This is a genomic window from Streptomyces sp. 7R007 (assembly GCF_054850255.1).
In genome coordinates this window covers 42,152-66,628 of the sequence record NZ_JBTWMV010000002.1, presented here as the reverse complement: position 1 = coordinate 66,628, position 24,477 = coordinate 42,152, and the positions used below count along the sequence as shown (strand labels likewise).

The 24,477-nt window shown below is 72.2% G+C and carries 24 protein-coding genes; 14 read left to right on the top strand and 10 right to left on the bottom strand.

Annotation, left to right across the window (positions count from 1 at the left end):
• A complete protein-coding gene (locus ACYF6T_RS03660) occupies positions 1 to 756 on the bottom strand; it encodes an alpha/beta fold hydrolase (protein WP_461693326.1) in 756 nt (251 codons plus the stop codon).
• Positions 757 to 858: 102 nt separating this feature from the next.
• Between ACYF6T_RS03660 and ACYF6T_RS03655 the strand changes: the two genes are divergently transcribed.
• Positions 859 to 1,383, top strand: a complete 525-nt coding sequence (locus tag ACYF6T_RS03655) for a PadR family transcriptional regulator (RefSeq protein WP_461693710.1) — start codon at positions 859 to 861, stop codon at positions 1,381 to 1,383.
• Here the strand turns inward: ACYF6T_RS03655 and ACYF6T_RS03650 are convergent.
• On the bottom strand, positions 1,369 to 2,265 hold the full coding sequence (locus tag ACYF6T_RS03650; protein WP_461693325.1) for an oxygenase MpaB family protein: 897 nt from the start codon (positions 2,263 to 2,265) through the stop codon (positions 1,369 to 1,371). The genes ACYF6T_RS03655 and ACYF6T_RS03650 overlap by 15 nt on opposite strands.
• Before the next feature lie 99 nt (positions 2,266 to 2,364).
• On the opposite strand from ACYF6T_RS03650, the gene ACYF6T_RS03645 reads away from it, so the two are divergent.
• The 3 genes from ACYF6T_RS03645 to ACYF6T_RS03635 all read left to right on the top strand — a co-directional run bounded on the left by ACYF6T_RS03645 (position 2,365) and on the right by ACYF6T_RS03635 (position 5,222).
• Positions 2,365 to 2,661: a hypothetical protein gene (locus ACYF6T_RS03645; protein ID WP_461693324.1), complete on the top strand. Its 297-nt coding sequence runs from the start codon at positions 2,365 to 2,367 to the stop codon at positions 2,659 to 2,661.
• 138 nt (positions 2,662 to 2,799) lie between these two features.
• The gene (locus ACYF6T_RS03640) at positions 2,800 to 3,666 is read left to right on the top strand and encodes a hypothetical protein (RefSeq protein WP_461693323.1); all 867 of its coding nucleotides are present in this window, start codon (positions 2,800 to 2,802) and stop codon (positions 3,664 to 3,666) included.
• A gap of 164 nt (positions 3,667 to 3,830) precedes the next feature.
• Positions 3,831 to 5,222 (top strand): tannase/feruloyl esterase family alpha/beta hydrolase, encoded by a 1,392-nt coding sequence (locus ACYF6T_RS03635; RefSeq protein ID WP_461693708.1) that lies wholly within the window; start codon positions 3,831 to 3,833, stop codon positions 5,220 to 5,222.
• A gap of 4 nt (positions 5,223 to 5,226) precedes the next feature.
• Here ACYF6T_RS03635 and ACYF6T_RS03630 read toward each other — a convergent pair whose 3' ends face one another.
• On the bottom strand, positions 5,227 to 5,409 hold the full coding sequence (locus ACYF6T_RS03630; RefSeq protein ID WP_461693322.1) for a hypothetical protein: 183 nt from the start codon (positions 5,407 to 5,409) through the stop codon (positions 5,227 to 5,229).
• A gap of 173 nt (positions 5,410 to 5,582) precedes the next feature.
• Positions 5,583 to 5,747: a hypothetical protein gene (locus ACYF6T_RS03625; protein WP_461693320.1), complete on the bottom strand. Its 165-nt coding sequence runs from the start codon at positions 5,745 to 5,747 to the stop codon at positions 5,583 to 5,585.
• A 140-nt stretch (positions 5,748 to 5,887) separates the two neighbouring features.
• On the opposite strand from ACYF6T_RS03625, the gene ACYF6T_RS03620 reads away from it, so the two are divergent.
• Positions 5,888 to 7,228, top strand: a complete 1,341-nt coding sequence (locus ACYF6T_RS03620; protein WP_461693318.1) for an esterase-like activity of phytase family protein — start codon at positions 5,888 to 5,890, stop codon at positions 7,226 to 7,228.
• Positions 7,229 to 7,231: 3 nt separating this feature from the next.
• On the opposite strand, the gene ACYF6T_RS03615 is transcribed toward ACYF6T_RS03620, so the two are convergent.
• On the bottom strand, positions 7,232 to 7,498 hold the full coding sequence (locus tag ACYF6T_RS03615) for a hypothetical protein (RefSeq protein ID WP_461693316.1): 267 nt from the start codon (positions 7,496 to 7,498) through the stop codon (positions 7,232 to 7,234).
• Positions 7,499 to 7,973: 475 nt separating this feature from the next.
• Complete coding sequence (gene xylA, locus ACYF6T_RS03610) at positions 7,974 to 9,140, bottom strand: xylose isomerase (protein ID WP_461693315.1); 1,167 nt, start codon at positions 9,138 to 9,140, stop codon at positions 7,974 to 7,976.
• 190 nt (positions 9,141 to 9,330) lie between these two features.
• On the opposite strand from xylA, the gene xylB reads away from it, so the two are divergent.
• From xylB to ACYF6T_RS03570, 8 genes are all read left to right on the top strand, one after another.
• Positions 9,331 to 10,776 (top strand): xylulokinase, encoded by a 1,446-nt coding sequence (xylB, locus tag ACYF6T_RS03605; RefSeq protein WP_461693313.1) that lies wholly within the window; start codon positions 9,331 to 9,333, stop codon positions 10,774 to 10,776.
• A gap of 11 nt (positions 10,777 to 10,787) precedes the next feature.
• Complete coding sequence (locus ACYF6T_RS03600; protein ID WP_461693312.1) at positions 10,788 to 11,996, top strand: ROK family protein; 1,209 nt, start codon at positions 10,788 to 10,790, stop codon at positions 11,994 to 11,996.
• 176 nt (positions 11,997 to 12,172) lie between these two features.
• Positions 12,173 to 13,690, top strand: coding sequence for an APC family permease (locus ACYF6T_RS03595; protein WP_461693311.1), 1,518 nt, complete (start codon positions 12,173 to 12,175; stop codon positions 13,688 to 13,690).
• Positions 13,687 to 14,700 carry an acetamidase/formamidase family protein gene (locus tag ACYF6T_RS03590; protein ID WP_461693310.1) on the top strand — a complete coding sequence of 338 codons (1,014 nt, stop codon included), beginning with the start codon at positions 13,687 to 13,689 and terminating at the stop codon, positions 14,698 to 14,700. The genes ACYF6T_RS03595 and ACYF6T_RS03590 overlap by 4 nt, the downstream gene beginning before the upstream one ends.
• 35 nt (positions 14,701 to 14,735) lie before the next feature.
• A complete protein-coding gene (locus tag ACYF6T_RS03585) occupies positions 14,736 to 15,335 on the top strand; it encodes an N-acetylmuramoyl-L-alanine amidase (protein WP_461693308.1) in 600 nt (199 codons plus the stop codon).
• 107 nt (positions 15,336 to 15,442) lie between these two features.
• Entirely contained in the window at positions 15,443 to 16,750 is a 1,308-nt protein-coding gene (locus tag ACYF6T_RS03580; RefSeq protein WP_461693306.1) for a winged helix-turn-helix domain-containing protein, read from the top strand.
• Positions 16,751 to 16,806: 56 nt separating this feature from the next.
• Complete coding sequence (exaC, locus tag ACYF6T_RS03575; RefSeq protein WP_461693305.1) at positions 16,807 to 18,330, top strand: acetaldehyde dehydrogenase ExaC; 1,524 nt, start codon at positions 16,807 to 16,809, stop codon at positions 18,328 to 18,330.
• A 128-nt stretch (positions 18,331 to 18,458) separates the two neighbouring features.
• Positions 18,459 to 18,956, top strand: coding sequence for a DUF6069 family protein (locus ACYF6T_RS03570; RefSeq protein ID WP_461693303.1), 498 nt, complete (start codon positions 18,459 to 18,461; stop codon positions 18,954 to 18,956).
• Positions 18,957 to 18,996: 40 nt separating this feature from the next.
• Here ACYF6T_RS03570 and ACYF6T_RS03565 read toward each other — a convergent pair whose 3' ends face one another.
• From ACYF6T_RS03565 to ACYF6T_RS03555, 3 genes are all read right to left on the bottom strand, one after another.
• Positions 18,997 to 19,290 (bottom strand): hypothetical protein, encoded by a 294-nt coding sequence (locus tag ACYF6T_RS03565; protein ID WP_461693301.1) that lies wholly within the window; start codon positions 19,288 to 19,290, stop codon positions 18,997 to 18,999.
• Between the two features lie 53 nt (positions 19,291 to 19,343).
• The gene (gene ctaD, locus ACYF6T_RS03560; RefSeq protein ID WP_461693300.1) at positions 19,344 to 21,056 is read right to left on the bottom strand and encodes an aa3-type cytochrome oxidase subunit I; all 1,713 of its coding nucleotides are present in this window, start codon (positions 21,054 to 21,056) and stop codon (positions 19,344 to 19,346) included.
• A gap of 203 nt (positions 21,057 to 21,259) precedes the next feature.
• Positions 21,260 to 21,754, bottom strand: coding sequence for an SPW repeat protein (locus ACYF6T_RS03555; RefSeq protein WP_461693298.1), 495 nt, complete (start codon positions 21,752 to 21,754; stop codon positions 21,260 to 21,262).
• A 194-nt stretch (positions 21,755 to 21,948) separates the two neighbouring features.
• Between ACYF6T_RS03555 and ACYF6T_RS03550 the strand changes: the two genes are divergently transcribed.
• Positions 21,949 to 23,493 (top strand): FUSC family protein, encoded by a 1,545-nt coding sequence (locus ACYF6T_RS03550; RefSeq protein WP_461693296.1) that lies wholly within the window; start codon positions 21,949 to 21,951, stop codon positions 23,491 to 23,493.
• A 346-nt stretch (positions 23,494 to 23,839) separates the two neighbouring features.
• Here the strand turns inward: ACYF6T_RS03550 and ACYF6T_RS03545 are convergent, their stop codons facing one another.
• A complete protein-coding gene (locus ACYF6T_RS03545; protein ID WP_461693294.1) occupies positions 23,840 to 24,334 on the bottom strand; it encodes an ATP-binding protein in 495 nt (164 codons plus the stop codon).
• Between the last annotated feature and the right edge of the window lie 143 nt (positions 24,335 to 24,477).

Here is a 24,477-nt window from a genome sequence, read left to right as displayed (position 1 = left end):
TCAGGGGCGGCCGGCGACCGCCGCGGCGAAGGCGTCGGGGTTGTCGAACATGACGTTGTGCCCGGCGCCGGGCACGGTCACCACGCGCACGCCGGCCGCCTCCAAGCCGTCCCTGCCGTCGAGTTCGCCGCTCAGTTCGCCCTGGAGGTACACCCGCTCGATCGGCAGTCCTTCGAGGATCTCGCGCATGACGGGCTGGGATCCGTGCCGCAGGCCCACGGCGGCCCGGTGCAGGGCGCGCGGGTCGGCCAGCCGCATGGTCGCCGCCCACAGGGGTCCCACCTTCTCCAGCACGCGCGCGTAGCCGCCGTCGACGAAATCGTCCTCTCCGTAGGAGGCGATTCCGCTGCTGCCGGCGGTGGGCGGCGGGAAGGCGTCGAGGTTGGCCTCGGTGAGGACCAGCCGGGAGACGAGCTCCGGCCTGCGGTGCGCGAGCACGATGGCCACGGCGCCGCCCATGCTGTGCGCGATCAGCTCGGCGCCGGTGAGCTCCGCCGCGTCCAGGGCGGCGGCCAGCGCGTCGGCGAGGCCCTCCAGGGTGTAGCCGAAGTGGTCGGGGCGGTCGCTGATGCCGTGTCCGGGCAGGTCGACGAAGAGGCTGCGCCGGCCGGCGAGTTCGGGACGGGCCGCGATGTGGGCGTGGTAGACGGCCGAGACCGACCCCAGCCCGTGCACGTACACGCGCGCGGGCTGCGCCCCCGGCGTCTCCGTCCAGCGAATGCAGCTCCCCTTGCCGTCGAACTCGGCCTGCCTCATCGCACCCTCCCGCGACCCGCGCCTCTCCTGCATCGACCACAATACATCGGAGCCGATGTATTACGTGAGCGAGGTACAGCGCCGATGAGGGAGAATGCGGGCATGCTGGAGCTCGCCATCCTCGGATTCCTGTACGACGCCCCACTGCACGGCTACGAGCTGCGCAAACGCATCGCCGCACTGACGGGCCATGTGCGGCCCGTGGCGGAGAGCACGCTGTACCCCGCCATCAAGCGGCTCGAGAAGGCGGGCCGGCTGGAACGGGCCACACAGCCCGGTTCCGTGGCGGCGCCCCGGCACGTCCTGACGCTCACCGAGGAGGGCCGCCAGGAGCTGCGCCGGCGGCTCGCCGCGCCCGCCGAGCGCGACATCACCGACGAGAACCGCTGGTTCACGCTGCTCGCGTTCCTGCGCCACCTGGACGACCCGGCGGCCCAGGCGATGGTGCTACGGCGCAGGCTCGCGTTCCTGGAGGAGCCGGCGAGCTTCTTCTACGACGGTGACCGGCCGCTGCGCGCCGAGGAACTGGACGACCCCTTCCGCCGGGGGCTGCTGACCATCGCGCGTGCCACCTCGCGGGCCGAACTCGCCTGGCTGCGCGACACACTCGGCTCACTCGACGGCTGACGTGCCCGGGCGGCGCACCGGGCAGCCGCCCACGCCCGGGACCGGCCAGGTGCCCAGTTCGTCCAGGCGGTAGCCGTCCGGGTAGCTCCTGACCTCCCAGTTCTGCCGCGCGTAGTGCGGTGCGCGGCGCGGCGGCAGCAGCCGGACCGCGCGCCCACGCGCGCGTACCGCGCGGCGCACGAGAGCGCGGGTGACCGGGTGCGGGGGCGGATAGCGGAAGGCGCGCAGCAGGTGGTCGTCGAGGAGGGCGAGGGTCGTGGCGCGCAGCACGGGGGCGAGGGGACGCGGGTACCAGGAGGCCATCAGGGCGAGGGTGGCGTCCGAGACGGTCCGCGCGCGCTCGTCCCAGGCGAAGTGCGCCTCTTCGTAGGCGTCGAGGCAGGACTCGAACTCCTCGTAGGACCCGGGGACGTCCTGGATGCCCATGTGCCGTCCGAGGGTGCCGTAGTGCACGCTCGACGCGATGGTCTCGTGGCGGGAGAGCCGGCGCCACCCGTAGGCGTCGATCCACCGCTTGGGCATGACGACGAAGGTGCACAGGACGTAGCGCATGTCGTCGTTGCCGATGTCGTAGCTGCGGTGCATGCGGTTGATGCGGCGGATCGCGGTGCGGGCCTCCTCGCTGCCGAAGCCGTGCTCGACGACGGCGTCCAGCAGCAGAGTGGTGTCGTCGTACCGCTTCTGCGTCCGGTCCGTGAGCTCGGCCGTCTCGGCGAGCAGCCGGCCGATGCTCGGCACGGCGTAGGTGCGGTAGAGGGCCAGTTCCAGGGCGCGGGTGTAGTCCCAGGGGAACTCGTAGGCCGCGCTGAGCCGGTAGATCTCGGAGGCGTCCCGGTAGGGGTCCATCCGCCGGATCCGTTCGAGCCGCTCGTACCGCTTCACCGCGTCGTCCCCCTTCTGCCGCCGGAGCTCCAACTCTACGTTGAGTAGCAGGAGATGAACGATCGGCGAGGACAACCACGCAGGGGGAAGGTGGTCGGAATGCTGGGCCGGGTCCGCAAGTCCTGTGTCAGATTCCTCAACGCCGTACGCGCGGAAGTGAACGAGGGCCGGGACAAACGTACACACAATCTTTTCGAGGCCGCCGCCGCGTACGTCTCGGCCTGCGCCGAGGACGACCAGGACCGGATCGACGAGGCGGCGGGCTGGGTGTCGCCGGAGGCCCTGTCCTTCGGGGTCAACGAGCTGGCCTGCCGGGCCGTGATCGCACTCGCGCGGGAGCGCGACGAGTCGCCGCGGACCGTGGCTCGCGCGCTGCTCGGGCTTCCCGCGGCCTGACCCGCGCTCCCCGGACCGCGGGCGATTCGCCCCGTCCAGTCGGAAAACTGCAGCTCCGGGTGGGCCGGGGAGTCGTGACAAGCGCCTTCCGCTCGCACTAGGGTGCGCGCCGTTGGATGAACCGATGGGGAGGCTGGGATGGCCGGGACGGACGAAGCGGCCGTCGCCGCCGCGGACGACGCGCTCTACGTGCTGACGGCGGTACTGCTGACGCCGGCGAAGTTTCCGAGCGTGCTGGGCGACGACTATCCGGAGGCCTGTGCGGCACTCGGCCTGCCGCCGCTCGCCGACGGCTACGGTCTGGTGCTCGGCCAGGACGGGGACGGTGCCCGCTGGACGGTCGTCGTCGATGACGTCTCCCTGGTCGCGGTGGCCATCGCCTCCTGGGACTGCGGCATGGAGTACGACCTGTCGCCGGACGAGCGCTCGGTGGTCACCGCGCTGCCCGGCTGGCCGCTCGCTGTGGCCGTGGCGGCTCCGAATGTGCCGGCCCCGCACGACCCGGACCCCGAGGTCGCCGAGCAGCCCCCGCTGTCGCCGCCGGACACCACCCGGTGGGGTCCGGCGCAGCGGCGGCTGGGAGCCGACGAGATCGCGCTGCAGTGGGCCCTGTGGCGGGAGCAGATCGACGATTCCACGTTCGACGGCCCGCAGGGCGCCGAAGGTGCGAACGGGGCGGAGAAGGCCGAGGAGGCCGCCGGGGACGGCGGCGGGGACCGGAAGCCGGCGTCCGGGGGGAACAGCAAGATCCGGCGCGTCCTCGCCGAGGCGCGTGCCTACGTGGAGACTCCCCCGCCGCTCGGGCGCGTCCGGTCCTCCTTCGCGCCCGGTGACGCACGGACCCTGCGCGCCGACGGCCCGGGGTGGTCGCTCGTGGCCAGGACCGACGACATAGCGTTCGTCCTGCTGGACGAGGAGCCGGGTGAGGTGCTGCCGGTGGGCAGGGGCCCGGAGCTGCCGGGGCTGCTGGAGGCGCTCGACAAGATGGCCGTGCGGCCGAGCTGACGGAGCGGGCACACGCGTCCTGTGGCGGGCACCCACTTACGCACGCCATGCGATGTGGTGTTAGCCCATGGCTGGCCCACGGGCCGGACACGACCATGAGGCAGTCCTCGGCGCCCCGCACTCCGGCGGGCGCCGCCACCCTCCCGTCTGCCCTGGAGGCTGCCGTGCGTCCGTCCCGCCGTGTCCCGTTCGTCGCCGTCACCGTCGCGGCGGCCACGCTCGTCTGGCCCGCTCCCGCCGGGGCCGTCGCGGGCGGTGGAGGTCACTGCGCCCGGCAGGAGCAGGTCCGGGTGCCGGGCGCGGCCCTCCAACGGAGCGCCTGTCTGCCCGACCTGACCACGGCCGGGCTCGCCGGCACGCCGTACACCGACACGGCTGACCAGGCCGGGCTGACCGCCAAGGCCACCCGGTCCCCGTCCGGAGTGCCGGGCGTGCAGATCGACGGGTACTTCCCGGACTCCTCGCACTTCAACGCCACCCACGGCTGGAACCACGACGCGCAGTTCGTGATCAGGCTGCCGGACCACTGGAACGGTGGCCTGGTGGTCACTGGCGCCCCCGGCACGCGTCGGCAGTACGCGACGGACACGGCGATCTCCGACCAGGTCCTCGCCCAGGGGTACGCGTACGCGGCCACCGACAAGGGCAACAGCGGTGCCGACTTCTACCGCGACGGCGACCGCCCCGGCGACGCCCTCGCCGAGTGGAACACGCGCACCACCCAGCTCACCCGGGCCGCCAAGCGCGCCGTGGCCCAGCGGTACGGTCGGCTCCCGCGCCGCACTTACGTCACCGGCATCTCCAACGGCGGCTACCTCACCCGCTGGCAGCTGGAGAACCATCCGGAGCTGTACGACGGGGGCGTGGACTGGGAGGGAGCGTTGTGGACCGCGGACGGCCCCAACCTGCTCACCTTCCTGCCCGCCGCCGTGGCACGGACGCTGGGGACGGCCCGGGACGAGGACCTGTACGCGGTGGGGTTCGCGCCGGGCTCCGAGTTCCTGTGGCCTTACCACGAGAAGGCCTACTGGGGTCTGACGCAGAAGATCTACCGCGCGGAGTTCGACCCGAGCTACGACCCCGCCTGCCCCGGGGTGTCCGCCGGGACCACCACGGAAGAGATCCTCGCGCCGTGTGCCGGCGACGCGGACTACGACTACGCGACGCGCCCCGCGGCCGTCCACCGCGCCGTGGCCCGCGTGGCACTGACCGGACGCATCGGCAAGCCGCTGATCACCCTGCACGGCGATCTGGACGCGCTGCTGCCCAAGGCCGCCGACTCCGACGTGTACGCCCGCATGATCGACGCGAGCGGACGCGGCCGCCTGCACCGCTACTACACGATCCAGGGCGGCACGCACGTCGACGGGCTGTACGACAGCTTCCCGGACCGGTTGAGGCCGATCCTGCCCTGCTACCGGTCGGCCTTCGACGCGCTGGTCTCCTGGGTGGAGCGTGGCACCCTGCCGCCCGCGGACCATACCGTCGGCAGGCCCGCGGACGGCGATGTGGTCGACTCCTGCGTGCTGGGCGACCGCGCCGCCGGTGCGCGTTAGCGCGTCAGCGGCCGAGCTCCTTGCGGGTGACGCGGCGCAGCCTCCGCCGCTGTGACGGGTCCAGCGCGAGGTAGGCGGCGGCCGGGACCCCCAGGATGATCAGGAATGCGGCCCACCAGGGCAGCCAGAACAGCAGGATGAGTCCGACCGCCACACCTCCTGCGGCCATCTTCGCGTTTCTCGACATGTGCGTCGCCTCCTTCGCGGCCACTGCCGCTCTCTGTCCTGAAAACGGACCCGCGCTCACGGCGGTTCCGCACCACGACCCTGAGACGTCCCTGACTCGCGACCCCGACGAATCCCTGAGAGCGCGCTGCTGTCTTCGTGGAGATGCTGTCTCGTGGAAGGGGACACCCCAACCTACGGCGTACGGCTGGGGGTGTCGTGGGCCGGACAGCCCCCTTTCAACGGCAGCGCGGTCAGTCCTCGCACCAGCATGCCGCTGCGCCAGGCGAGCGTCACCAGATCCGTGGCGGAAACCGCCGCCTCCCCCGGAACCCGGTGCCGTCCGCTCACCCTGCTCATCGACGGTCTTCGTCCCTCGTCGGCAAGTCGGCGTCCGCCCGTCGAACGTCCGACGCCCTGCGTTCACCCCGTCGTCTCGCGGCATTCCGTGTGGGACCCAAATCTGGCCAGCAGCAACGAACTTGACCTCAGGAGGCCTGATGTCCCCGCACGCCACCGGCCGGCGCCGCGTCCATCGTTCCGTCGCGGCGGGGGTGCCGCTCGCCGTGATCGCGGCTCTCGCGGCGGCCGGTCCGGCCGCGGGCGCCTCGTCGGCGGATGCGCACGTCACCCGCACGGCGACGCTCGGCGACATCCCCCTCGGCGCGTTCAGCAACGCGCTGCTTCCGGGGACGGTGGACGACGACCACGGCATCGACCTCGGCGGGATCGGCAGCGACATCTACCCGGCGGGCCGCAAGGGCGAGTTCTGGACGGTCACCGACCGCGGTCCCAACGGGCAGATCAAGGTGAACGGCACCAAGCGCCGCACCTTCCCGGTGCCGGGCTTCGACCCGGCGATCGTGCGGATCCGGGTCACCGGCGACACCGTGAAGGTGCTCGGCGCCATCCCCATCACCACGTCCTCCGGGAAGGCGGTCACCGGGCTGCCGAACCAGGCCGGACGGGACGAGGCGCCCTATGACTACAACGCCCAGACGCCTGTGTCGTACAACCCCGACGGACTGGACACCGAGGGCATCGTGCGTGCCGGCGACGGGACCTTCTGGCTCGTCGACGAGTACGGGCCGTCCCTGGTGCACGTCTCCGCGCGCGGAAAGGTCCTCACGCGCTACGTGCCCAAGGGGCTCGACCTCACCGGCACGGACTACCCGGTCGTGGAGGCGCTGCCCGCCGTCCTGCTGCACCGCAAGACCAACCGCGGTTTCGAGGGTCTGGCCCAACTCTCCGGCGGCGACCTGGTGATCGCCCTGCAGAGCCCCCTGTCGCTGCCGGACACGGCCTCCGGAGAGGCCTCGCGCACCACGCGTCTGCTGCGTTTCTCGCCGAAGAGGAAGGCCGTCACCGCCGAGTACGCCTACCGCTTCGACCCGGTCGGCGTGGTGGACCCCGGCGAGGACGACACCTCCGAGCTGAAGATCTCCTCGGTCGTGGCCGTGGGCGGCGACCGGCTGCTGGTCGAGGAGCGCACCGACAAGGCGGCCCGTCTCCAGCTCGTGCGGCTGAGCCGGGAGGCGGACATCCTCGGCGGCCCCTACGACGACGACACGACGTCCCCCTCCCTGGAGCAGCTCGCCGACCCGGCGGCCTCGGGCGTCCCGGTGCTCGGCAAGAAGCTCGTCGTCGACCTGGGGAAGGTCACCGGCGTGCCGGGGAAGATCGAGGGCGTCGCGCGCGTGGACCACGACACGCTCGCTCTCGTCAACGACAACGACTTCGGGATGACGGACGGCGTGGGCGCGTTCGACGCGCAGGGACGGCTGGTCGACAGCGGGATCGAGACGACGGTGGTCTACGTGCGGCTGCCGCACGGCATCTGACGGCTAGGGAAGGTCACCGACCAGCGACGGGATCAGCGACTCCAGATCGCTCGGGACGCTGCTGGGCAGCTCGCTGGGCAGGCGGGTCGGCAGCTTGCTGGGCAGCCGGCTCGGCAGCTCGGTCGGAATGCCCGGGGACGGCGTGGACGAGCGGCTGGAGCCCGCGCTGCTCCGCGCCGGCGACTTCTTGTCCGACGAGTCGCCGCTCCCGGACGCCATCAGCACGACGACGACCACGGCCGCGATCGCCGCGATCCCGACCAGCAGCACGAAGAGCGGGTTGCGCCGCCGCCTCGGACCTGCCGGGCCACCCGCTCCGTCGGGCGGCCCGGGCGGCTGCGGAGGCGGCGGCCCGGCACCGTAGGAGGACGGCCCGAATCCTTCGGCGGGACCGAGGCGTTGGGTGCGTCCGAAGGGTTCCGTCGGTGGGTCAAGGCGCTCGGTCGGCGGGTCGTAGCGCTTCTCCGGTGGGCCGAATCCGCCGCCCTGCGGCGGCGTGTTCCCCGGGGGCTCGGGCGGCTGAGGCGGTACGGGCGGCATGGCCATACCGTCCAGACTCGCCGCACAACGGGCATGCCGCGAGCCCCGCCGGGAAGTTGATACGGCCCGATGCCATGGACCGCACGATTCCGGAGCATTCCGCGCGGGGACCGATCACTGCGCGCGTATCCGGGTGGTCCTTCACCAGGCCCACGCGCGCGTACCTGACGGTGGATCGCCCCGCACGCGCGCGTACGCGTGTCGTTCAGCCGCGCGCCCCCAGCAGGTGGTCCATCGCCAGCTGGTCGAGCCGCTCGAAGGCCATCCCGCGCGCGGCGGCCGCCTCCACGTCGAACTCCTCGAAGGCGCCGCGGTCGGCGAGCAGGGCCTGCAGGCCGTCCGCGGCCGTCGGCTGGGCGAGCTGGTCCAGGCGCGAGGCGCGCAGGGCCTCCTGCACCTCGGGGTCGGCCCGGAAGGCGGCCGCACGCTCCTTGAGGATCAGGTAGTTGCGCATGCAGCCGGCGGCCGACGCCCACACGCCGTCGAGGTCCTCGGTCCGCGGCGGCTTGAAGTCGAAGTGACGCGGGCCGTCGTAGCCGGCGCTCTCCAGGAGGTCGACGAGCCAGAACGCGGCGCGCAGGTCGCCGGCGCCGAAGCGCAGGTCCTGGTCGTACTTGATGCCGGACTGGCCGTTGAGGTCGATGTGGAAGAGCTTGCCCGCCCACAGCGCCTGCGCGATGCCGTGCGGGAAGTTCAGGCCGGCCATCTGCTCGTGGCCGACCTCGGGGTTGACGCCGTACATCTCGGGGCGCTCCAGGCGCTCGATGAAGGCGAGGGCGTGACCGACGGTGGGCAGCAGGATGTCGCCGCGCGGCTCGTTCGGCTTGGGCTCGATGGCGAACCTCAGGTCGTAGCCCTGGGAGGTGACGTACTCGCCGAGGAGGTCGAAGGCCTCCTTCATGCGGTCCAGGGCCGCGCGCACGTCCTTGGCGGCGCCGGACTCGGCGCCCTCGCGGCCGCCCCAGGCGACGTAGGTCTTCGCGCCGAGCTCGACCGCCAGGTCGATGTTGCGGATCGTCTTGCGCAGCGCGTAGCGGCGCACGTCGCGGTCGTTGGCGGTGAACGCGCCGTCCTTGAAGACCGGGTGCGTGAAGAGGTTGGTGGTGGCCATCGGCACGGTCATGCCGGTCGCGTCGAGGGCCTGGCGGAAGCGCTTGATGTGGGACTCGCGCTCACTGTCGGAGGACCCGAAGGGGATCAGGTCGTCGTCGTGGAAGGTGACGCCGTAGGCCCCGAGCTCGGCCAGGCGCTGCACCGTCTCCACGGGGTCCAGGGCCCGCCGGGTGGCGTCCCCGAAGGGGTCCCTTCCCTGCCATCCGACGGTCCACAGGCCGAAGGTGAACCTGTCGTCGGGGGTGGGCTGGTAGCTCATGCCGCGGCTCCTTGCTTGATGGCGACGCTTGCTTGCGACTATTTCGTCATGGCGGTTTACAAATTAGTATGCGAACGCATCTCTGGGAAGAGAGCAGGCTGGGTGTGACGGAACACGCTGTTCAACCACAGTCTGAGAGCCGTAACGTGCCGAGCCGCGCAAGCCGAGCCGCGAATTTAGGGAGAGCCCGATGTCAGCAGCCGAGGGTCCGCTCGTCGTCGGCGTGGACACGTCCACCCAGTCCACCAAGGCGCTCGTCGTCGACGCGGCCACCGGGCAGGTCGTCGCAAGCGGCCAGGCGCCGCACAGCGTGACCTCCGGAGCGGGACGCGAGAGCGACCCGCGCCAGTGGTGGGACGCCCTGTGCGAGGCCCTGCACCAGTGCGGGGACGCGGCGCACGAGGCCGCCGCGGTGTCGATCGGCGGCCAGCAGCACGGCCTGGTCACGCTGGACGCGCGAGGCGAGCCGGTGCGCCCGGCCCTGCTGTGGAACGACGTGCGCTCCGCGCCGCAGGCCAGGCGGCTGATCGAGGAGCTGGGCGGCCCGAAGGGGTGGGCCGAGCGCACCGGCAGCGTGCCCGGCGCCTCCTTCACGGTCACGAAGTGGGCCTGGCTGGCCGAGCACGAGCCGGAGGCGGTCCGCGCGACCACGGCGGTGCGTCTGCCGCACGACTACCTCACCGAGCGCCTGACCGGACAGGGCACGACGGACCGGGGTGACGCGTCCGGTACGGGCTGGTGGGCTTCGGGAACGGAGTCGTACGACGAGGAGACGCTCGCGCACGTGGGTCTCGATCCGGCGCTGCTGCCCCGCGTGGTGCGGCCCGGCGAGGTGGCGGGCACCGTGCGCGACAGCCACGACCTGCCGTTCTCCAAGGGCACGCTGGTCGCGGCCGGCACCGGTGACAACGCCGCCGCCGCGCTGGGCCTCGGGCTGCGCCCCGGCACGCCGGTGATGAGCCTCGGCACCTCGGGCACGGTGTACGCCGTCTCCCAGCGGCGCCCCGCCGACCCGACGGGCACCGTGGCGGGCTTCGCCGACGCCCGCGGCGACTGGCTGCCGCTGGCCTGCACCCTGAACTGCACGCTCGCCGTCGACCGCGTCGCCGCCCTGCTGGGCCTGGACCGCGAGGCCGTGGAGCCGGCCGGCGACGTCACCGTCCTGCCGTATCTGGACGGCGAGCGCACCCCGAACCTGCCCGGCGCCTCGGGCCTGCTGCACGGCCTGCGTCACGACACGACCGCCGGCCAGCTCCTGCAGGCCGCCTACGACGGCGCCGTGCACGCGCTGCTCGGCGCGCTGGACCTGGTGCTGGACGAGGACGCCGACCCGGCCGCCCCGCTGCTGCTGATCGGCGGCGGGGCCCGGGGAACGGCCTGGCAGCAGACCGTACGGCGGCTGTCGGGCCGACCGGTCCAGGTGCCCGAGGCCAAGGAGCTCGTCGCGCTGGGCGCCGCGGCCCAGGCGGCGGGCCTGCTGACCGGCGAGGACCCGGCCGCGGTCGCCCGGCGCTGGAACACGGCCCGGGGCCCGGTCCTGGATGCCGTGGAGCGGGACGAGGCGACGCTGGCCAGGATCTCCGGGGTACTCTCCGACGCGGCCCCGCTGCTGGAGCGGAGCCCGGACGCGCGCTGAGGACTGGGGGCATGACCGCACCGCTGCACGAGGCTCACCCGGCCGGACCGGGGCGCGCCCTGCCCGACACCCAGCAGGGCATGCGCCGCCGCAATCTCGCCCGGGTGATGCACACCGTCAGCGCCGAGGGCCCGCTCTCCCGCGCCGCCGTGGCCTCACGGATCGGGCTGACGCGTGCCGCCGTCTCCTCGCTCGTCGACGAGCTCATACGGACCGGCCTGCTCGACGAGCTGGGCCCCGAGCGGCCCGGCCGGGTGGGCCGTCCCGGCTCCGCGCTCGCCGTCAGCGGCCACGGGCCGGCCGGGATCGGTGCCGAGGTGGGCGTCGACCACCTGGCCGTCTGCGCCGTCGACCTGCGCGGTCAGGTCCGCTCCCGGGTGGTGCGGCACGGTGTGAACCGCGGCCGCGCTCCCGAGCCCGTGCTCTCGGAGCTCGCGGGTCTGGTGCGCCGGGTGGTCGCCGAGGCGGAGGAGGAGGGGCTGTGGCCGGCGGGGCTCGCGGTGGCCGTCCCGGGTCTGGTGGCGCGGGACGCCCGTACCGTCGTCCGCGCCCCGAACCTCGACTGGCACGGCACCGACCTCGGCACCCTGCTGCCGAGGGGGTTCCCGCTGACCGTCGACAACGAGGCCAACTTCGGTGCCCTGGCCGAACTCTGGCTCGGCGCCGGCACTCCGCGCGACTTCCTGCACGTGTCGGCGGAGATCGGCATCGGTGGGGCGGTCGTCGTGGCCGGAGGGCTGCTGCGTGGGAAGCGCGGTTTCGCGGGCGAGCTGGGGCATGTTCCGGTGCGCCCGGACGGGCCGCCGTGCGCGTGCGGCGGGCTGGGGTGTCTGGAGCAGTACGCCGGTGAGGAGGCGGTGCTGCGGGCCGCCGGTCTGGAGCCGGGCGAGGACCGGGTCGGGCTGCTCGCCGACCGTGCCGCCGCGGGTGACGAGGCCGTGCGGGGTGCGCTGCGGGAGGCCGGTACGGCGCTGGGCATCGCGCTGACCGGAGCCGTCAACCTGCTGGATCCCGAAGGTGTGGTCCTCGGCGGCGCGCTGGCCGGGCTGGCGCCGTGGCTGTTGCCGTCGCTGGAGGCCGAATTGGACCGGCGCACGGCGGGACCCGCCTGTCCGGTGCTGGTGTCCCGACTGGGCTCGGAGGGACCGCTGCTGGGCGCGGCCCACTCGGTCGTGCGGTCGGTGCTCGACGACCCCGCCGCGGTGGCGGAACGAGCCTGATCAGAACGCCGGTTCACCCACACGAGTGGCCGGGTTTTCCACAATCGAGCACCCGTCCACCGAACCGCGCCGGACTCTTCTGCCCAACCCGCCAGCGCCGTACCGTGATTCCCGCGAGGCGCACCCGTCGACCCGGGTGACGCCGGGCGTCTCGGCGTGAATTGAGGGGGATTCACATGGCGGGGGAAGCACACACGGGCCCAGGGCGCGGGGCGGGAACAGCGGACGCGGGTCTTCGGCGTGACGCGATCGGGCTGCGCGAGGTCCTGTTCCAGAGCATCACGGCCATGGCACCGGCCGCCGCGGTCGCCGCGTCCATTCCGTCCGGCGCGGCGTTCGCGGGCGGCAGCCTGCCCCTGTCGGTGCTGATCGCGCTGGTGGCCTGCCTGTTCACCGCGTCCTGCGTGGCGGAGCTGGCACGCGAGATGCCGGCGGCCGGCTCGGTGGCGACGTACGCGGCCCAGGGACTGCATCCGGCCGTCGGGTTCCTCGTGGGCTGGGGCTACGTCTTCGTGGAGGCCCTGGTCCCGCCGCTGCTGCTCCTACAGCTCGGGTTCACGACCGCGGGCACGCTGCACCAGGAGTGGTCCGCGTATCCGGCACACCTGTGGTGGCCGTGGGCGCTCGCGGGAGCCGCGATCATCACGGCGGCGGGCTACTTCGGGATCCGCGCCTCGGCTCGCTTCGGCACCGTGCTCGGCGTTTTCGAGGTCCTCGTCTTCCTCGTGTTCGCCCTCTGGCTGATCGTCCGGGCGGGCGGTGACAACACCCTGTCGGTCTTCGGCACCTCCCACACGGCCGCGGACTACCAAGGCATCAGCGGAGTGTTCGCCGGGTCCGTGTACACGGTGCTGGCCTTCGCCGGGTTCGAGGCGGCGGCACCGCTCGCCGAGGAGACCAGGAACCCGCGCCGGACGATGCACCGGGCGGTGCTCGGCGCGGCTCTCGCGATCGGGCTGTTCTACGTGGTGACGACCTACGCCATGACGGTGTACTTCGGCCCCGACCGCTTCGGGAGGTTCGGCGCCGACGGTGCCGCCTCCTGGGAAGGGGTGGCCCGGGCGTCGTTCGGGCTGTTCTGGGTGCTGGTGTTCCTCGCCGTGGTCAACTCGACGATCGCCAACGCCAACGCGTGCGCCAACGTCTCGACACGCACGGCCTTCGCCCTGGCCCGGGTCCGCGTCCTGCCCGGCGTCTTCGCCGCCCTCCACCCGAAACACCGCTCCCCCGTCGCCGGCATCGCCGTGCAGAGCGTGGTGGCGGTGGGCGCGGTGCTGGGGCTGGGGTTCGGATACGACCCGGTGACGGCGTTCCTGCTGCTGGCCACGGTGATCGTGACGGTCGTGATCGGGGTGTACATCCTGGTCAACCTCGCCTGCGCCGGCTACTTCCTGCGCCGCGGACGGCAGTCGCTGAAACCGGTACGGCACCTGGTCCTGCCGCTGCTCGGCATCGTCGCGTTCGTGCCCGCGCTGCTGACGGCGGCCGGCCTGCCCGTCTTCGACTTCGTCACCGAACTGACCGCTCCCGTGTCCTACGCGGGACCCGTCGTCGGGGTATGGATGGCCGCGGGAGTGGTGGTGCTGGCCGTGTTGCTGCGGCGGCATCCCGAGCGCATAGCCGAGACCGCCCGTGTCCATCTCGACGACCCGTCCCCCACCGGCCTTCCGCAGAACGGAGCTGCGCAGCGATGAGCGACCCCCGGATCCTGACCGTCCGGCCCGAACCGGACGAGTACGCCTGGACGTTCGGCGGCGCGCCGCCCGTGGCGCGCATCGCGCCCGGCACCGTGCTCGACCTGTACACGGAGGACTGCTTCGCGGGCCGGGTGCGGTCCGAGAAGGACCTGGTGTCCGAGGTCTGCGAGTTCCCGTTCCTGAACCCGCAGACCGGTCCGTTCCACGTGGAGGGCGCCGAGCCGGGCGACACGGTCGCGGTGCACTTCGTGTCGATCGAACCCGCCCGGGACTGGGCCGCGTCGACCACGGTCCCCCTGTTCGGCGCGCTCACCTCGACGCACACGACGGCCACGCTGCAGCCGCCCCTGCCGGAGACCGTGTGGATCTGGCAGCTGGACCGGGACCGGCGCACGGCGCTGTTCCGGGCGCACGACAGCGGCATCGAGGCCGAGCTGCCCCTCGACCCGATGCACGGCACCGTCGGCGTGGCCCCGGCCAACCTGGAGGTGCGCTCGGCGCTGGTGCCCGACGCGCACGGCGGCAACATGGACACGCCCGAGATGCGGGCCGGCGTGACCTGCTATCTCGGGGTGAACGTCGAGGGCGCGCTGCTCAGCCTCGGCGACGGGCACGCGCGGCAGGGCGAGGGCGAGACCTGCGGGGTGGCCGTCGAGTGCGCGATGAACACCGTCGTGGTGGTGGAACTGCTCAAGGGGCTCGCCACGCCGTGGCCGCGCATCGAGTCCGACACGCATCTCATCTCCACCGGTTCGGCACGCCCGTTGGAGGACGCGTTCCGGATATCCCAGCTGGACCTCGTGCAGTGGCTGGTGCGCGACTACGGGTTCTCCGAGCTGGACGCCTACCAGTTCGTGACCCAGGCCGTCGAGTCGCCGTTGGCCAACGTGTGCGACACGAACTACACCTGCGTGGCCAAGATCCGCAAGGAATACCTGCCCGCGCGCGAGACTCACCGCGGCCTGCACGCGCGGCTGCGGGAGACCGCGGCGACGCTCCGCGGCTGAACATCCCCCACGTCTCATCCGAAAGGCGCGTCTCCATGCGAGAAGCCAGACCGAGCGCCGGCAGACGGCGTTTCCTCAAGGGCGTCGCCCTGGCCGCCGTCCCGTACGCGTTACTCCCCGAGCCCCAGGCCGGTGCGCGCACCCAGGCCGTCGACTACCCGCCCGCCGAGTGGCAGCCGGCGAGCACCTCCAACTACACGGTGTCGAACCGCCCGACCGCCTATCCCCTCGACTACGTGATCATCCACGTCACGCAGGAGACCTACGCCAACACGCTGTCGATCTTCCAGAACCCGCGGAAGGCGGTGTCCGCGCACTACGTGGTGCGCTCGGCCGACGGGCACGTCGCGCAGTGTGTGCGGGAGGCCGACATCGCCTGGCACGCGGGGAACTGGGACTACAACACCCGCAGCATCGGCATCGAGCACGAGGGCTGGGTGGACCAGCCCGCCTACTTCACGGACGCCCTGTACGAACAGTCGGCGAAGCTCACGGCGGCCGTCTGCGCCAGGTACGGCATCCCCAAGGACCGGGCGCACATCATCGGCCACTACGAGGTGCCGGGCACGGACCACACCGATCCGGGGCCGAACTGGGACTGGACGCGCTACATAAGGCTGGTCAACTTCGCCTGAGCGCCACCGGCACGCCCACGATCGGGTGACCGCGGTCGAAGAGGTTGTCCATACGGGTACGCGGAGTGACGATGTCCTCAGCCGCAACGCCTGTCGGGGAGGCCGAGTTGACCGATCCGTGGGTGGCCCTGGAGCCGGGGGCCGACCCTGCCGAGCGCGTCCGGATGCTGCGACGCGCGCACGAGACGTTCACCGAGGTGGGCACCGTCTCCCGGCCGGTGCGCCCGGTGGTGGCCGAGTCGTGGCGGCGTTCCGTGCGGGCCGGCGTGGGGCCCGACGGCACGGCGAGCGTGGAGCTCGCCGACGGCGATCTCGGCAGCTACCGGGCCGAGCATCCGCTGGCGCGGGTGATGCCGCTGTTCAGGGAGCTGATGGGGACGTTCGCCGCGGACGGCGAGCATCTGCTCGCCGTGTGCGACGCGCACGGCCGGCTGCTGTGGGTCGAGGGCCATCCCACGACCCGGCGGCGGGCGGGGCGGATGAACTTCGTGCCGGGGGCCCGCTGGGCGGAGACGGCGGTCGGGACCAACGCGCCGGGGACGGCGGTCGCGGTGGGACGGCCCGTGCAGGTCTTCGCGGCCGAGCACTTCATCCGGCAGGTGCAGCCGTGGACGTGCGCGGCGGCGCCGGTGCACGATCCGCGCACCGGGCGGGTGCTCGGCGCGGTGGACATCACCGGCGGGGACGGGCTCGCGCACCCGCACAGCCTGGCCTTCGTGCAGGCCGTCGCCCGTGCCGCCGAGTCGCAGCTGGCGCTGCTCACCCCGCAGCGGCACACCACCGGCACGCCGGAGCTGACCGCGCTGGGCCGGGACGAGGCGCACCTGCGCACCGGCGGGCGCACGATCAGGCTGAGCCGGCGGCACAGCGAGATCATGGTGCTGCTGGCCCGCCACCCGGAGGGCATGTCCGGCGACGAGCTGCTGTGCGCGCTGTACGAGGACGAGTCGGTGACGCCGGTGACGTTGCGGGCCGAACTGGCCCGGCTGCGCCGGATTCTCGGCGCGGAGCTGCTGGGGTCGCGGCCGTACCGGCTGACCGCGCCGGTCGAGTCGGACGTCGCCGTCGTCGAGCGGCGGCTGGAGACCGGGGCGGTCACGGCGGCCGCGACGGCCTACACCGGGCCGCTGCTGCCGGGGTCCCAGGCCCCGGCGGTCGTACGGCTGAGGCGGCGTCTCGCGGACGGGCTGCGTACGGCGCTGATCGCCCGCCGGGATCCCGACCTGCTGGCGGACTGGGCGCACGCGCCGTGGGGCGAGGACGACCTCGACGTGTGGCGGGCGCTGGCCGCGGTGCGGCCCACGGCGGCCGTCCGCTCCCGGCTCGCGGTGCTGGAGTCCGAGCTGGCGGCGCCGAGGGGCGGGCCGCGGGACGTGGGCCGCCCGGCAACGTGGTTGCAACGTCCGCGTCCCTAGCCTCCCGGGGAAAGCCGCCCAACGGCGGGCGGCGCTTCCCGAGGAGGCACTGAGACATGACCCGTTACGCGGCGCCCGGCACCGAGGGCGCGATCGTCTCCTACCAGGCGCGCTACGACCACTTCATCGGGGGCGAGTACGTGCCGCCGGCTCGCGGGCTGTACTTCGAGAACCCCTCGCCGGTGAACGGGCAGCCCTTCACCGAGGTCGCGCGCGGTACGGCGGAGGACGTGGAACGGGCGCTCGACGCGGCGCACGCGGCCGCCCCGGCGTGGGGGCGTACCTCGGTGACCCAGCGCTCCGACATCCTCCTCAAGATCGCCGACCGGATGGAGGCCCACCTCGAGGAGCTGGCGGTCGCGGAGAGCTGGGAGAACGGCAAGCCGGTGCGCGAGACGCTGGCCGCCGACATCCCCCTCGCCATCGACCACTTCCGGTACTTCGCGGGCGCGATCCGCGCCCAGGAGGGCTCGCTGGGCGAGGTCGACGAGGACACGGTGGCGTACCACTTCCACGAGCCGCTGGGCGTGGTCGCGCAGATCATCCCGTGGAACTTCCCCATCCTGATGGCCACCTGGAAGCTGGCGCCGGCGCTGGCCGCGGGCAACGCGGTCGTGCTCAAGCCGGCCGAGCAGACCCCGGCGTCCATCCACGTCTGGCTGAGCCTGGTCGCCGACCTGCTGCCGCCCGGTGTCGTCAACGTCGTCAACGGCTTCGGCGTGGAGGCGGGCAAGCCCCTGGCCTCCAGCCCGCGGGTGGCGAAGGTGGCGTTCACCGGGGAGACCACCACCGGGCGGCTGATCATGCAGTACGCCTCCGAGAACATCACACCGGTCACCCTCGAACTCGGCGGCAAGTCCCCGAACATCTTCTTCGAGGACATCTGGTCGGCGGACGACGACTTCCGTGACAAGGCCCTCGAAGGGTTCACGATGTTCGCCCTCAACCAGGGCGAGGTGTGCACCTGTCCGTCCCGGGCGCTCGTCCAGCGCGGCCACTACGCCGAGTTCATGCAGGCGGCCGTCGCCCGCACCGAGCAGATCAAGACCGGTCACCCGCTGGACACGGACACGATGATCGGCGCCCAGGCCTCCAACGACCAGCTGGAGAAGATCCTCTCCTACCTGGACATCGGTCGGCAGGAGGGCGCCAAGGTCCTGTCGGGCGGCGAACGCATCGAGTACGACGGCGAGTTGAAGGGCGGCTACTACGTCCAGCCGACCATCTTCGAGGGCGACAACCGTATGCGGATCTTCCAGGAGGAGATCTTCGGACCGGTCGTCTCGGTGACCTCCTTCGACGACTTCGACGACGCCATGAAGATCGCCAACGACACCCTGTACGGTCTGGGCGCGGGCGTGTGGACCCGGGACGTCAACACCGCCTACCGCGCGGGCCGTTCCATCCAGGCCGGTCGCGTCTGGACGAACTGCTACCACGCCTACCCGGCGCACGCGGCCTTCGGCGGCTACAAGGGCTCGGGCATCGGCCGGGAGACGCACAAGATGATGCTGGAGCACTACCAGCAGACCAAGAACCTCCTGGTGTCGTACTCGCCGAAGAAACTGGGCTTCTTCTAGAGGAAGCGGATGTCCGGCGGTGTTCGGCGCGCACCAGGCGCCGCACCGACATCACCGCACCGACATCACCGGGCCGAGGCGGGGCACCCGGACCAGCGCGCACCGACACTCTCCAGTGAGGTGATCTTGTGTCCGGTACCCCGTACAGGGACTATCCGCCGCAGAGCCCGGCCGGCTACCAGGAGGGCAGGCCTCCCGGTGTGGCGGCGGGGCGGCTGTGGGCGACCGGTGCCGCCACGGCGGCGGTCGCCGCTCTGGCGGCCGTCGTGGCCACGCTGCTGATCCGCGGCGTGCTGGACGTGGCGGTCTTCGCGCCCCGGCACGCCGGTGTGTGGGGCGACGCGACCACCGGCTACCTCGCGGCCTGGGGCGCGGTCGCCGCCCTGGTGGCCACCGGCCTGCTGCATCTGCTGCTGGTCACGGTGGCCCGGCCGCGGGCGTTCTTCACCTGGATCGCCTCGCTGGTGACGGTGGCGATGATGCTGCTGCCGTTCACCACCGGCCTGAGCACGGGCTCCCAGGTGGCCAGCGCCGCCGTCTTCCTGGTCATCGGCGCGACCATCACGAGCCTGTTGTCCGCCGCCGTCCCCGGGGTCGCGCCCGACCGGGGTTACGACGGCTGGTGACCTGGGCGGCCCGTGACCTCGGCGGTCTCCAAGGTCGCGCTCAGGCGCCGAGTTTGGCGACCATCGTGTTCAACACGCCGGTCAGCGCGTCCAGGTCCTGGCCCGCCGGGAGATCCGAGCCGGCCCGGCGGGCGAGCTCCTCGCCCGAGACGACGTCCACGGCTCCGGCGTACCGGTCCGAGTCCAGCTCCCCGGCGTCGATCACCTCGGCCCGGCCCTCCAGGACGACCAGCGTGGCGGAACCCCCGCCGGGCGCGAGCAGTTGCCGTACGTGGTCACGGGTGACCGGACCCGGCGTCGTCGGCCGCTGGGCTGCGGATGGGTTCTCGGTCATGGATACGGCCTCCGGTTGAGGGGGTGGAGAGGACGGGGTGGACAGGAGGCGGGTCAGGAAGGCCCGCCCTCGTGTCCCGGCGCGTCGATCGCGTCGCGCTTGCCGGTGTGGTGCCGCTGGTCCAGGTCGGCCACCGCGGGATGGTGCGCGTCGAAGGCGGGGGACTCGGAGCGGATGCGCGGCAGCGAGTGGAAGTTGTGCCGGGGCGGCGGGCACGAGGTGGCCCACTCCAGGGAACGGCCGTATCCCCACGGGTCGTCGACCTCGATCCGCTCCCCGTGCCGTGCGGTCTTCCACACGTTGTACAGGAACGGCAGCGTGGACAGGCCCAGCAGGAACGCACCGATGGAGGAGACCGTGTTGAGGGCGGTGAAGCCGTCGGCCGCCAGGTAGTCGGCGTAGCGGCGGGGCATGCCTTCCGCGCCCAGCCAGTGCTGGACGAGGAACGTGGTGTGGAAGCCGACGAACAGCGTCCAGAAGTGGATCTTCTCCAGACGGGGGTCGAGCATGGTGCCCGTCATCTTCGGCCACCAGAAGCTGAATCCGCCGAACATCGCGAAGACGATCGTGCCGAACAGCACGTAGTGGAAGTGCGCGACGACGAAGTAGGTGTCGGTGACGTGGAAGTCCAGCGGCGGCGAGGCCAGGATGACGCCGGTGAGACCGCCGAAGAGGAAGGTGACGAGGAAGCCGGCCGCCCACAGCATCGGTGGCTCGAAGGACACCGACCCCTTCCACATCGTGCCGATCCAGTTGAAGAACTTCACCCCCGTCGGCACGGCGATCAGGTAGCTCATGAAGGAGAAGAACGGCAGCAGCACGGCGCCCGTGGCGAACATGTGGTGCGCCCATACGGTCACCGACAGGCCGGTGATGGCGATGGTGGCGCCGATGAGCCCCAGGTAGCCGAAGATCGGCTTGCGGGAGAAGACGGGGATGATCTCACTGATCACACCGAAGAACGGCAGGGCGAGGATGTAGACCTCGGGATGCCCGAAGAACCAGAACAGGTGCTGCCACAGGATCGCCCCGCCGTACTGGGCGTCGAAGACGTGCGCGCCGAACTTCCGGTCCGCCTCCAGGACGAGCAGGGCGGCGGCCAGCACGGGGAAGGCGAGCAGCACCAGCACCGAGGTGAGCAGCACGTTCCAGGTGAAGATCGGCATCCGGAACATCGTCATGCCGGGCGCGCGCATCCCGATGATGGTGGTGATGAAGTTGACCGCGCCGAGGATCGTGCCGAATCCCGAGAGCGCGAGCCCCATGATCCACAGGTCGGCGCCGACGTACCCGCTGCGGATGGGACCGCTCAGAGGCGTGTACGCGGTCCAGCCGAAGTCGGCGGCGCCCTGCGGGGTGAGGAAACTGCCGAGGACGATCAGCCCGCCGAGGAGGAAGAGCCAGTACGAGAGCATGTTCAGCCGCGGGAAGGCGACGTCCGGCGCGCCGATCTGCAGCGGCATGATCTCGTTGGCGAACCCGGCGAAGGTCGGGGTGGCGAACAGCAGCAGCATGATCGTGCCGTGCATGGTGAACGCCTGGTTGTACTGCTCGGTGGACAGCAGTTGCAGCCCCGGCCGGGCCAGTTCCGCCCTGATCAGCATGGCCAGCGCGCCGGCGATCAGGAAGAAGCAGAACGACGTGATCAGGTAGAGGTGACCGATCTTCTTGTGGTCGGTCGTGGTCAGCCAGGAGACGACCACCTGGCCCTTGCCGCGGCGCGCCGCGGCCGGGGCGGGCGTGACGGACTCCGTGTGTGTCGCCATCGACGTCCTCGTGTTCCGTCGTGCGCGGAAGGCCCGGTCGGCGAGGCTGCGCACGCCGTCCGACCCTGTGGGGGTCGGACCATGTGTAGCCGTCCCGGGGAAACCTAATCCTGTCTTCCGGCGCACGGGTGCCCGGGCGGCACGCTCGGAGGCGTGCACCCGGGCACCGGGCTCCCTCGTGGCGGACGACGTCCGGCGGGCTGTCAGCTCCGGCCGGCTCCGTACGACGCCGTCGGCATGCCGGTCTCGCCGCCGCCGCGCGGCGTACTGCGTCCGACGAGCCCGCTGGCGGCCATGCCCAGGAGCAGGGCGACGGCGCCGACGATGACGTTGTTGACCACTGACCTGGTCGTGCTGACGTCACCGGCGACGGCCCACGGCGCGATGATGGTCCACACGCCCAGGGCGCAGGCGGCCCACGCCATGCTGTGCGTGCGATCGTAGGCGCGGCCGAAGCCACCGCTCAGGAGCAGGGCGTAGGCGATGCCGACGATCAGGTTGTTGATCGCCAGCGTCGACAGGCCGTTGAACCCCGCGATCCACGGGGACGCCGCCAGATAGACCCCCGTGAGGAAGGCCAGTGTCTCGACGGCCTGCGCCTGCGGAGTGGTCGTGGCACGCTCGGCCATCTCATGGCGCCGGTGCATGTCGATGATGTCGGGATGGGTTTCCATCGACGAGTGAGGCGAGGCTGTCATACCCGCCACCTCCGATAGTCGGCTGCTGATGGGTTCATGCGGAACTGCGGGTACCCCCGGCGATCGGATGAACAGTCGATTTCGCATCATGTCGGTATCGATCACACGCGCGTGATGTGCATGGCCGGGGCACACGGGGCATTCCGTTTCACGTGACAGCTCCGGGAGAAGCGGCGAATCCAACCGGCGGGACCGTGGCGGAGGACGTCGGCACCAGGCGCCGGCGGCTGGACCTGCGGCCGCGGACCGCCTTCGGCTGGGGCAAGGGCTCGCCGATCTGGTACAAGTTCGCGTTCTCCGTGGTGGTCTCCGCGGCCGTCCCGCTGTTCCTGCTGGTCGCCGTGGACCGTCTCGATCTCGCCCTTTACACGATGGCGGGTTCGATGCAGGCCCTCTTCGGGCACAACCGGCCCTACGTCGCCCGGGCGCGGCTCCATCTCGGGCTGACGGCCGGGCAGGCGGTGGCGCTGGTCGTCTCGGTCGCTCTGGCGTCGGCGGCGCCCGCCACGGCCGTACTGGTGGTGACGGGCGCGCTCACCGTCACCGTGCAGAAGCTGCTGTGCGACGCAGGGCGCACCGGGCCGCCGGCCCAGGCGGTGCTCTCCTTCCTCACCCTCGGCATCCTCTTCGGCCCGCAGGGAGGGCCCCTGTCGCAGCTGCCCCGCGACGTCCTGCTGTACCTCGCCGCCGCGGCCTTCGCCGCGCTGGTCTGTCTGGCGCCCGCGCTGTGGAGTCCGCACGGGCCGGAGCGGGCGGCGGTGGCCGACGCCGAGCGCGCGACCGCCGGGCACGAGGGGCACCGGGCCGTGCCCGCGCTCAACACGGCCTGGGACGCCCTCGTCGACGCCGGTCCGCGCAGTCCCGTCGTGCTCGCCCTGGTCCAGCGCCTGCTCACCGCCGAGGACACCTTCAGCGGACGCCCGCCCTCCGCCCCGGCCGAGGTCGACGACCTGGTCCGCGAGCTGGAGGTACGGCGGGCGCAACGGCCCCGGCACCCCTTCCTGGCCGCCCTGCGCCCCGACTCCCCGCTGTGGGGAGCGGCGCTGCTGTGCCTGACCGGCTGTCTGGTCGCCGGTTTCGCGGCCTACGCCCTCGGCATCGACCGTCCCTACTGGGCGATCGTCACCGCCTGCGCCCTCTACCGCGGCAACACCACCGTCGTATGGCAGCGTGCCCTGCTGCGTACCGCGGGCACCTGCGGCGGTGTCCTGCTGTACGCCGCCGTCGCGCCCCTCGCCCACCTCGGCGAGGTCTCGCTGGTCGTGCTGACCCTGCTGGCCGGCTTCGGCATCGAGACGTTCGTCAGCCGCAACTACGCCGTCGGCAACCTGTTCGTCGCCCCCATGGCCCTGCTCCTGACCAACTTTCCCGGCCCGCAGGCCACCACCGACCTGATCGGCGCCCGCGCAGCCGACACCCTGGTGGGCGCCGTCCTCGGTGTCGCCGCCGCGTTCCTCGTCACCGACCGGCGCAGCGTCCGGCGTGTCGTGCACGCCAGGGACGCCGCGGTGGAGGCGATCACCGACACCCGCGCCGCCCTCCACCGCGGTGCCCGGGGCGCGGAACTGATCGCCGCCCGCGACCGCCTCGGTCACGCCCTCGGCGCGCTGGTCACGGCCTCGGACGACGCGGCCGGCGAGTGGCACGCCCCCGCGGTCCCGCCGGAGGAGGTCGCCGCCACGGTCCGCGAGGGCCGCGAACTCCTCGTCCGCACCATGCTCCCCACCGCCGCTCCGTGAGCCGCACCGCGCACCCCCTGCCGGGGCAGTGAGTCACGCGACGTACCACCCCGCCGGGTCAGTGAGTCGCACCGCGCACCACCCCACCGGATCAGTGACTCACGCCGCGCACCACCCCACCGGATCAGTGACTCACGCCGCGCACCACCCCACCGGATCAGTGACTCACGCCGCGCACCACCCCACCAGACCAGTGAGTCACACGGCGTGCCCTCCACCGGGCCCGTGAGTCGCGCGCCGCGTACCCCGCACCAGGCCAGTGAGTCGCGCCGCGTACACCCACCCAGGCCAGTGAGTCGCGCCGCTTACCCTCGCCGCCCGGAGAGCCGCGCCGTGTGGTCTCGGCTCAGGTGCCGAGGTTCGAGGGTGGGTCGTCGAACAGCGGGAGCCGGGCGGTGATGCGCTTGCCGACGGGTTCACGCCGGGCCTCGAAGCCCTGCACCACCGCCAGCACGATCTCCAGACCGTGCTGCCCCACCCGCCCGGCATCGGCCGCGCGGGCCAGCGGCAGCACCGGATCGGTGTCCCACACCACGATCTCCACCAGGTCGCCGACGACGCGCAGTTCCAGCAGCGCGGGCCCGGGCGCGTACTTCAGCGCGTTGGTGACCAGCTCGCTGACCACCAGCTGCGCCAGGTCCACGGTGCGCGCCGACACCGGCAGCCCGTGCACCGACTGGACGCGCGTGAGGAAGGCCACGGCCTCGTTCCTCGCGCGAGCGATACACCCGACCGCCCCGTCAAGGGCGACACTCACCTCGGCAGGTGCGGCATCCGGCATCCGGGAACACTCCTCGGGCGGGACTGACTCCCTGCCGACCATCTCCAGTACCCCGTTCATGGGCGCGCGCTTACCCCGGATTCACCGCACTACTCCTGTACCACGGGCAACCGGACCGGCGACACGGGCATCGCGGCGCGTTTTGCGGGCAGGGGTGCCGGTGGGCGTGGCGCCCGGAAGACCGGCTTGCTCCTCCCGTGTTC

Coding starts and splice junctions, on each gene's coding strand:
- ACYF6T_RS03655 (WP_461693710.1), top strand. CDS start 859: ATGCTGGAGCTCGCCATCCTCGGATTCCTGTACGACGCCCCACTGCAC.
- xylB (WP_461693313.1), top strand. CDS start 9,331: ATGTCAGCAGCCGAGGGTCCGCTCGTCGTCGGCGTGGACACGTCCACC.
- ACYF6T_RS03630 (WP_461693322.1), bottom strand. CDS start 5,409: ATGTCGAGAAACGCGAAGATGGCCGCAGGAGGTGTGGCGGTCGGACTC.
- ACYF6T_RS03595 (WP_461693311.1), top strand. CDS start 12,173: ATGGCGGGGGAAGCACACACGGGCCCAGGGCGCGGGGCGGGAACAGCG.
- ACYF6T_RS03660 (WP_461693326.1), bottom strand. CDS start 756: ATGAGGCAGGCCGAGTTCGACGGCAAGGGGAGCTGCATTCGCTGGACG.
- ACYF6T_RS03555 (WP_461693298.1), bottom strand. CDS start 21,754: ATGACAGCCTCGCCTCACTCGTCGATGGAAACCCATCCCGACATCATC.
- ACYF6T_RS03645 (WP_461693324.1), top strand. CDS start 2,365: ATGCTGGGCCGGGTCCGCAAGTCCTGTGTCAGATTCCTCAACGCCGTA.
- exaC (WP_461693305.1), top strand. CDS start 16,807: ATGACCCGTTACGCGGCGCCCGGCACCGAGGGCGCGATCGTCTCCTAC.
- ACYF6T_RS03620 (WP_461693318.1), top strand. CDS start 5,888: ATGTCCCCGCACGCCACCGGCCGGCGCCGCGTCCATCGTTCCGTCGCG.
- ACYF6T_RS03640 (WP_461693323.1), top strand. CDS start 2,800: ATGGCCGGGACGGACGAAGCGGCCGTCGCCGCCGCGGACGACGCGCTC.
- ACYF6T_RS03585 (WP_461693308.1), top strand. CDS start 14,736: ATGCGAGAAGCCAGACCGAGCGCCGGCAGACGGCGTTTCCTCAAGGGC.
- ACYF6T_RS03590 (WP_461693310.1), top strand. CDS start 13,687: ATGAGCGACCCCCGGATCCTGACCGTCCGGCCCGAACCGGACGAGTAC.
- ACYF6T_RS03600 (WP_461693312.1), top strand. CDS start 10,788: ATGACCGCACCGCTGCACGAGGCTCACCCGGCCGGACCGGGGCGCGCC.
- xylA (WP_461693315.1), bottom strand. CDS start 9,140: ATGAGCTACCAGCCCACCCCCGACGACAGGTTCACCTTCGGCCTGTGG.
- ACYF6T_RS03565 (WP_461693301.1), bottom strand. CDS start 19,290: ATGACCGAGAACCCATCCGCAGCCCAGCGGCCGACGACGCCGGGTCCG.
- ctaD (WP_461693300.1), bottom strand. CDS start 21,056: ATGGCGACACACACGGAGTCCGTCACGCCCGCCCCGGCCGCGGCGCGC.
- ACYF6T_RS03625 (WP_461693320.1), bottom strand. CDS start 5,747: ATGAGCAGGGTGAGCGGACGGCACCGGGTTCCGGGGGAGGCGGCGGTT.
- ACYF6T_RS03545 (WP_461693294.1), bottom strand. CDS start 24,334: ATGAACGGGGTACTGGAGATGGTCGGCAGGGAGTCAGTCCCGCCCGAG.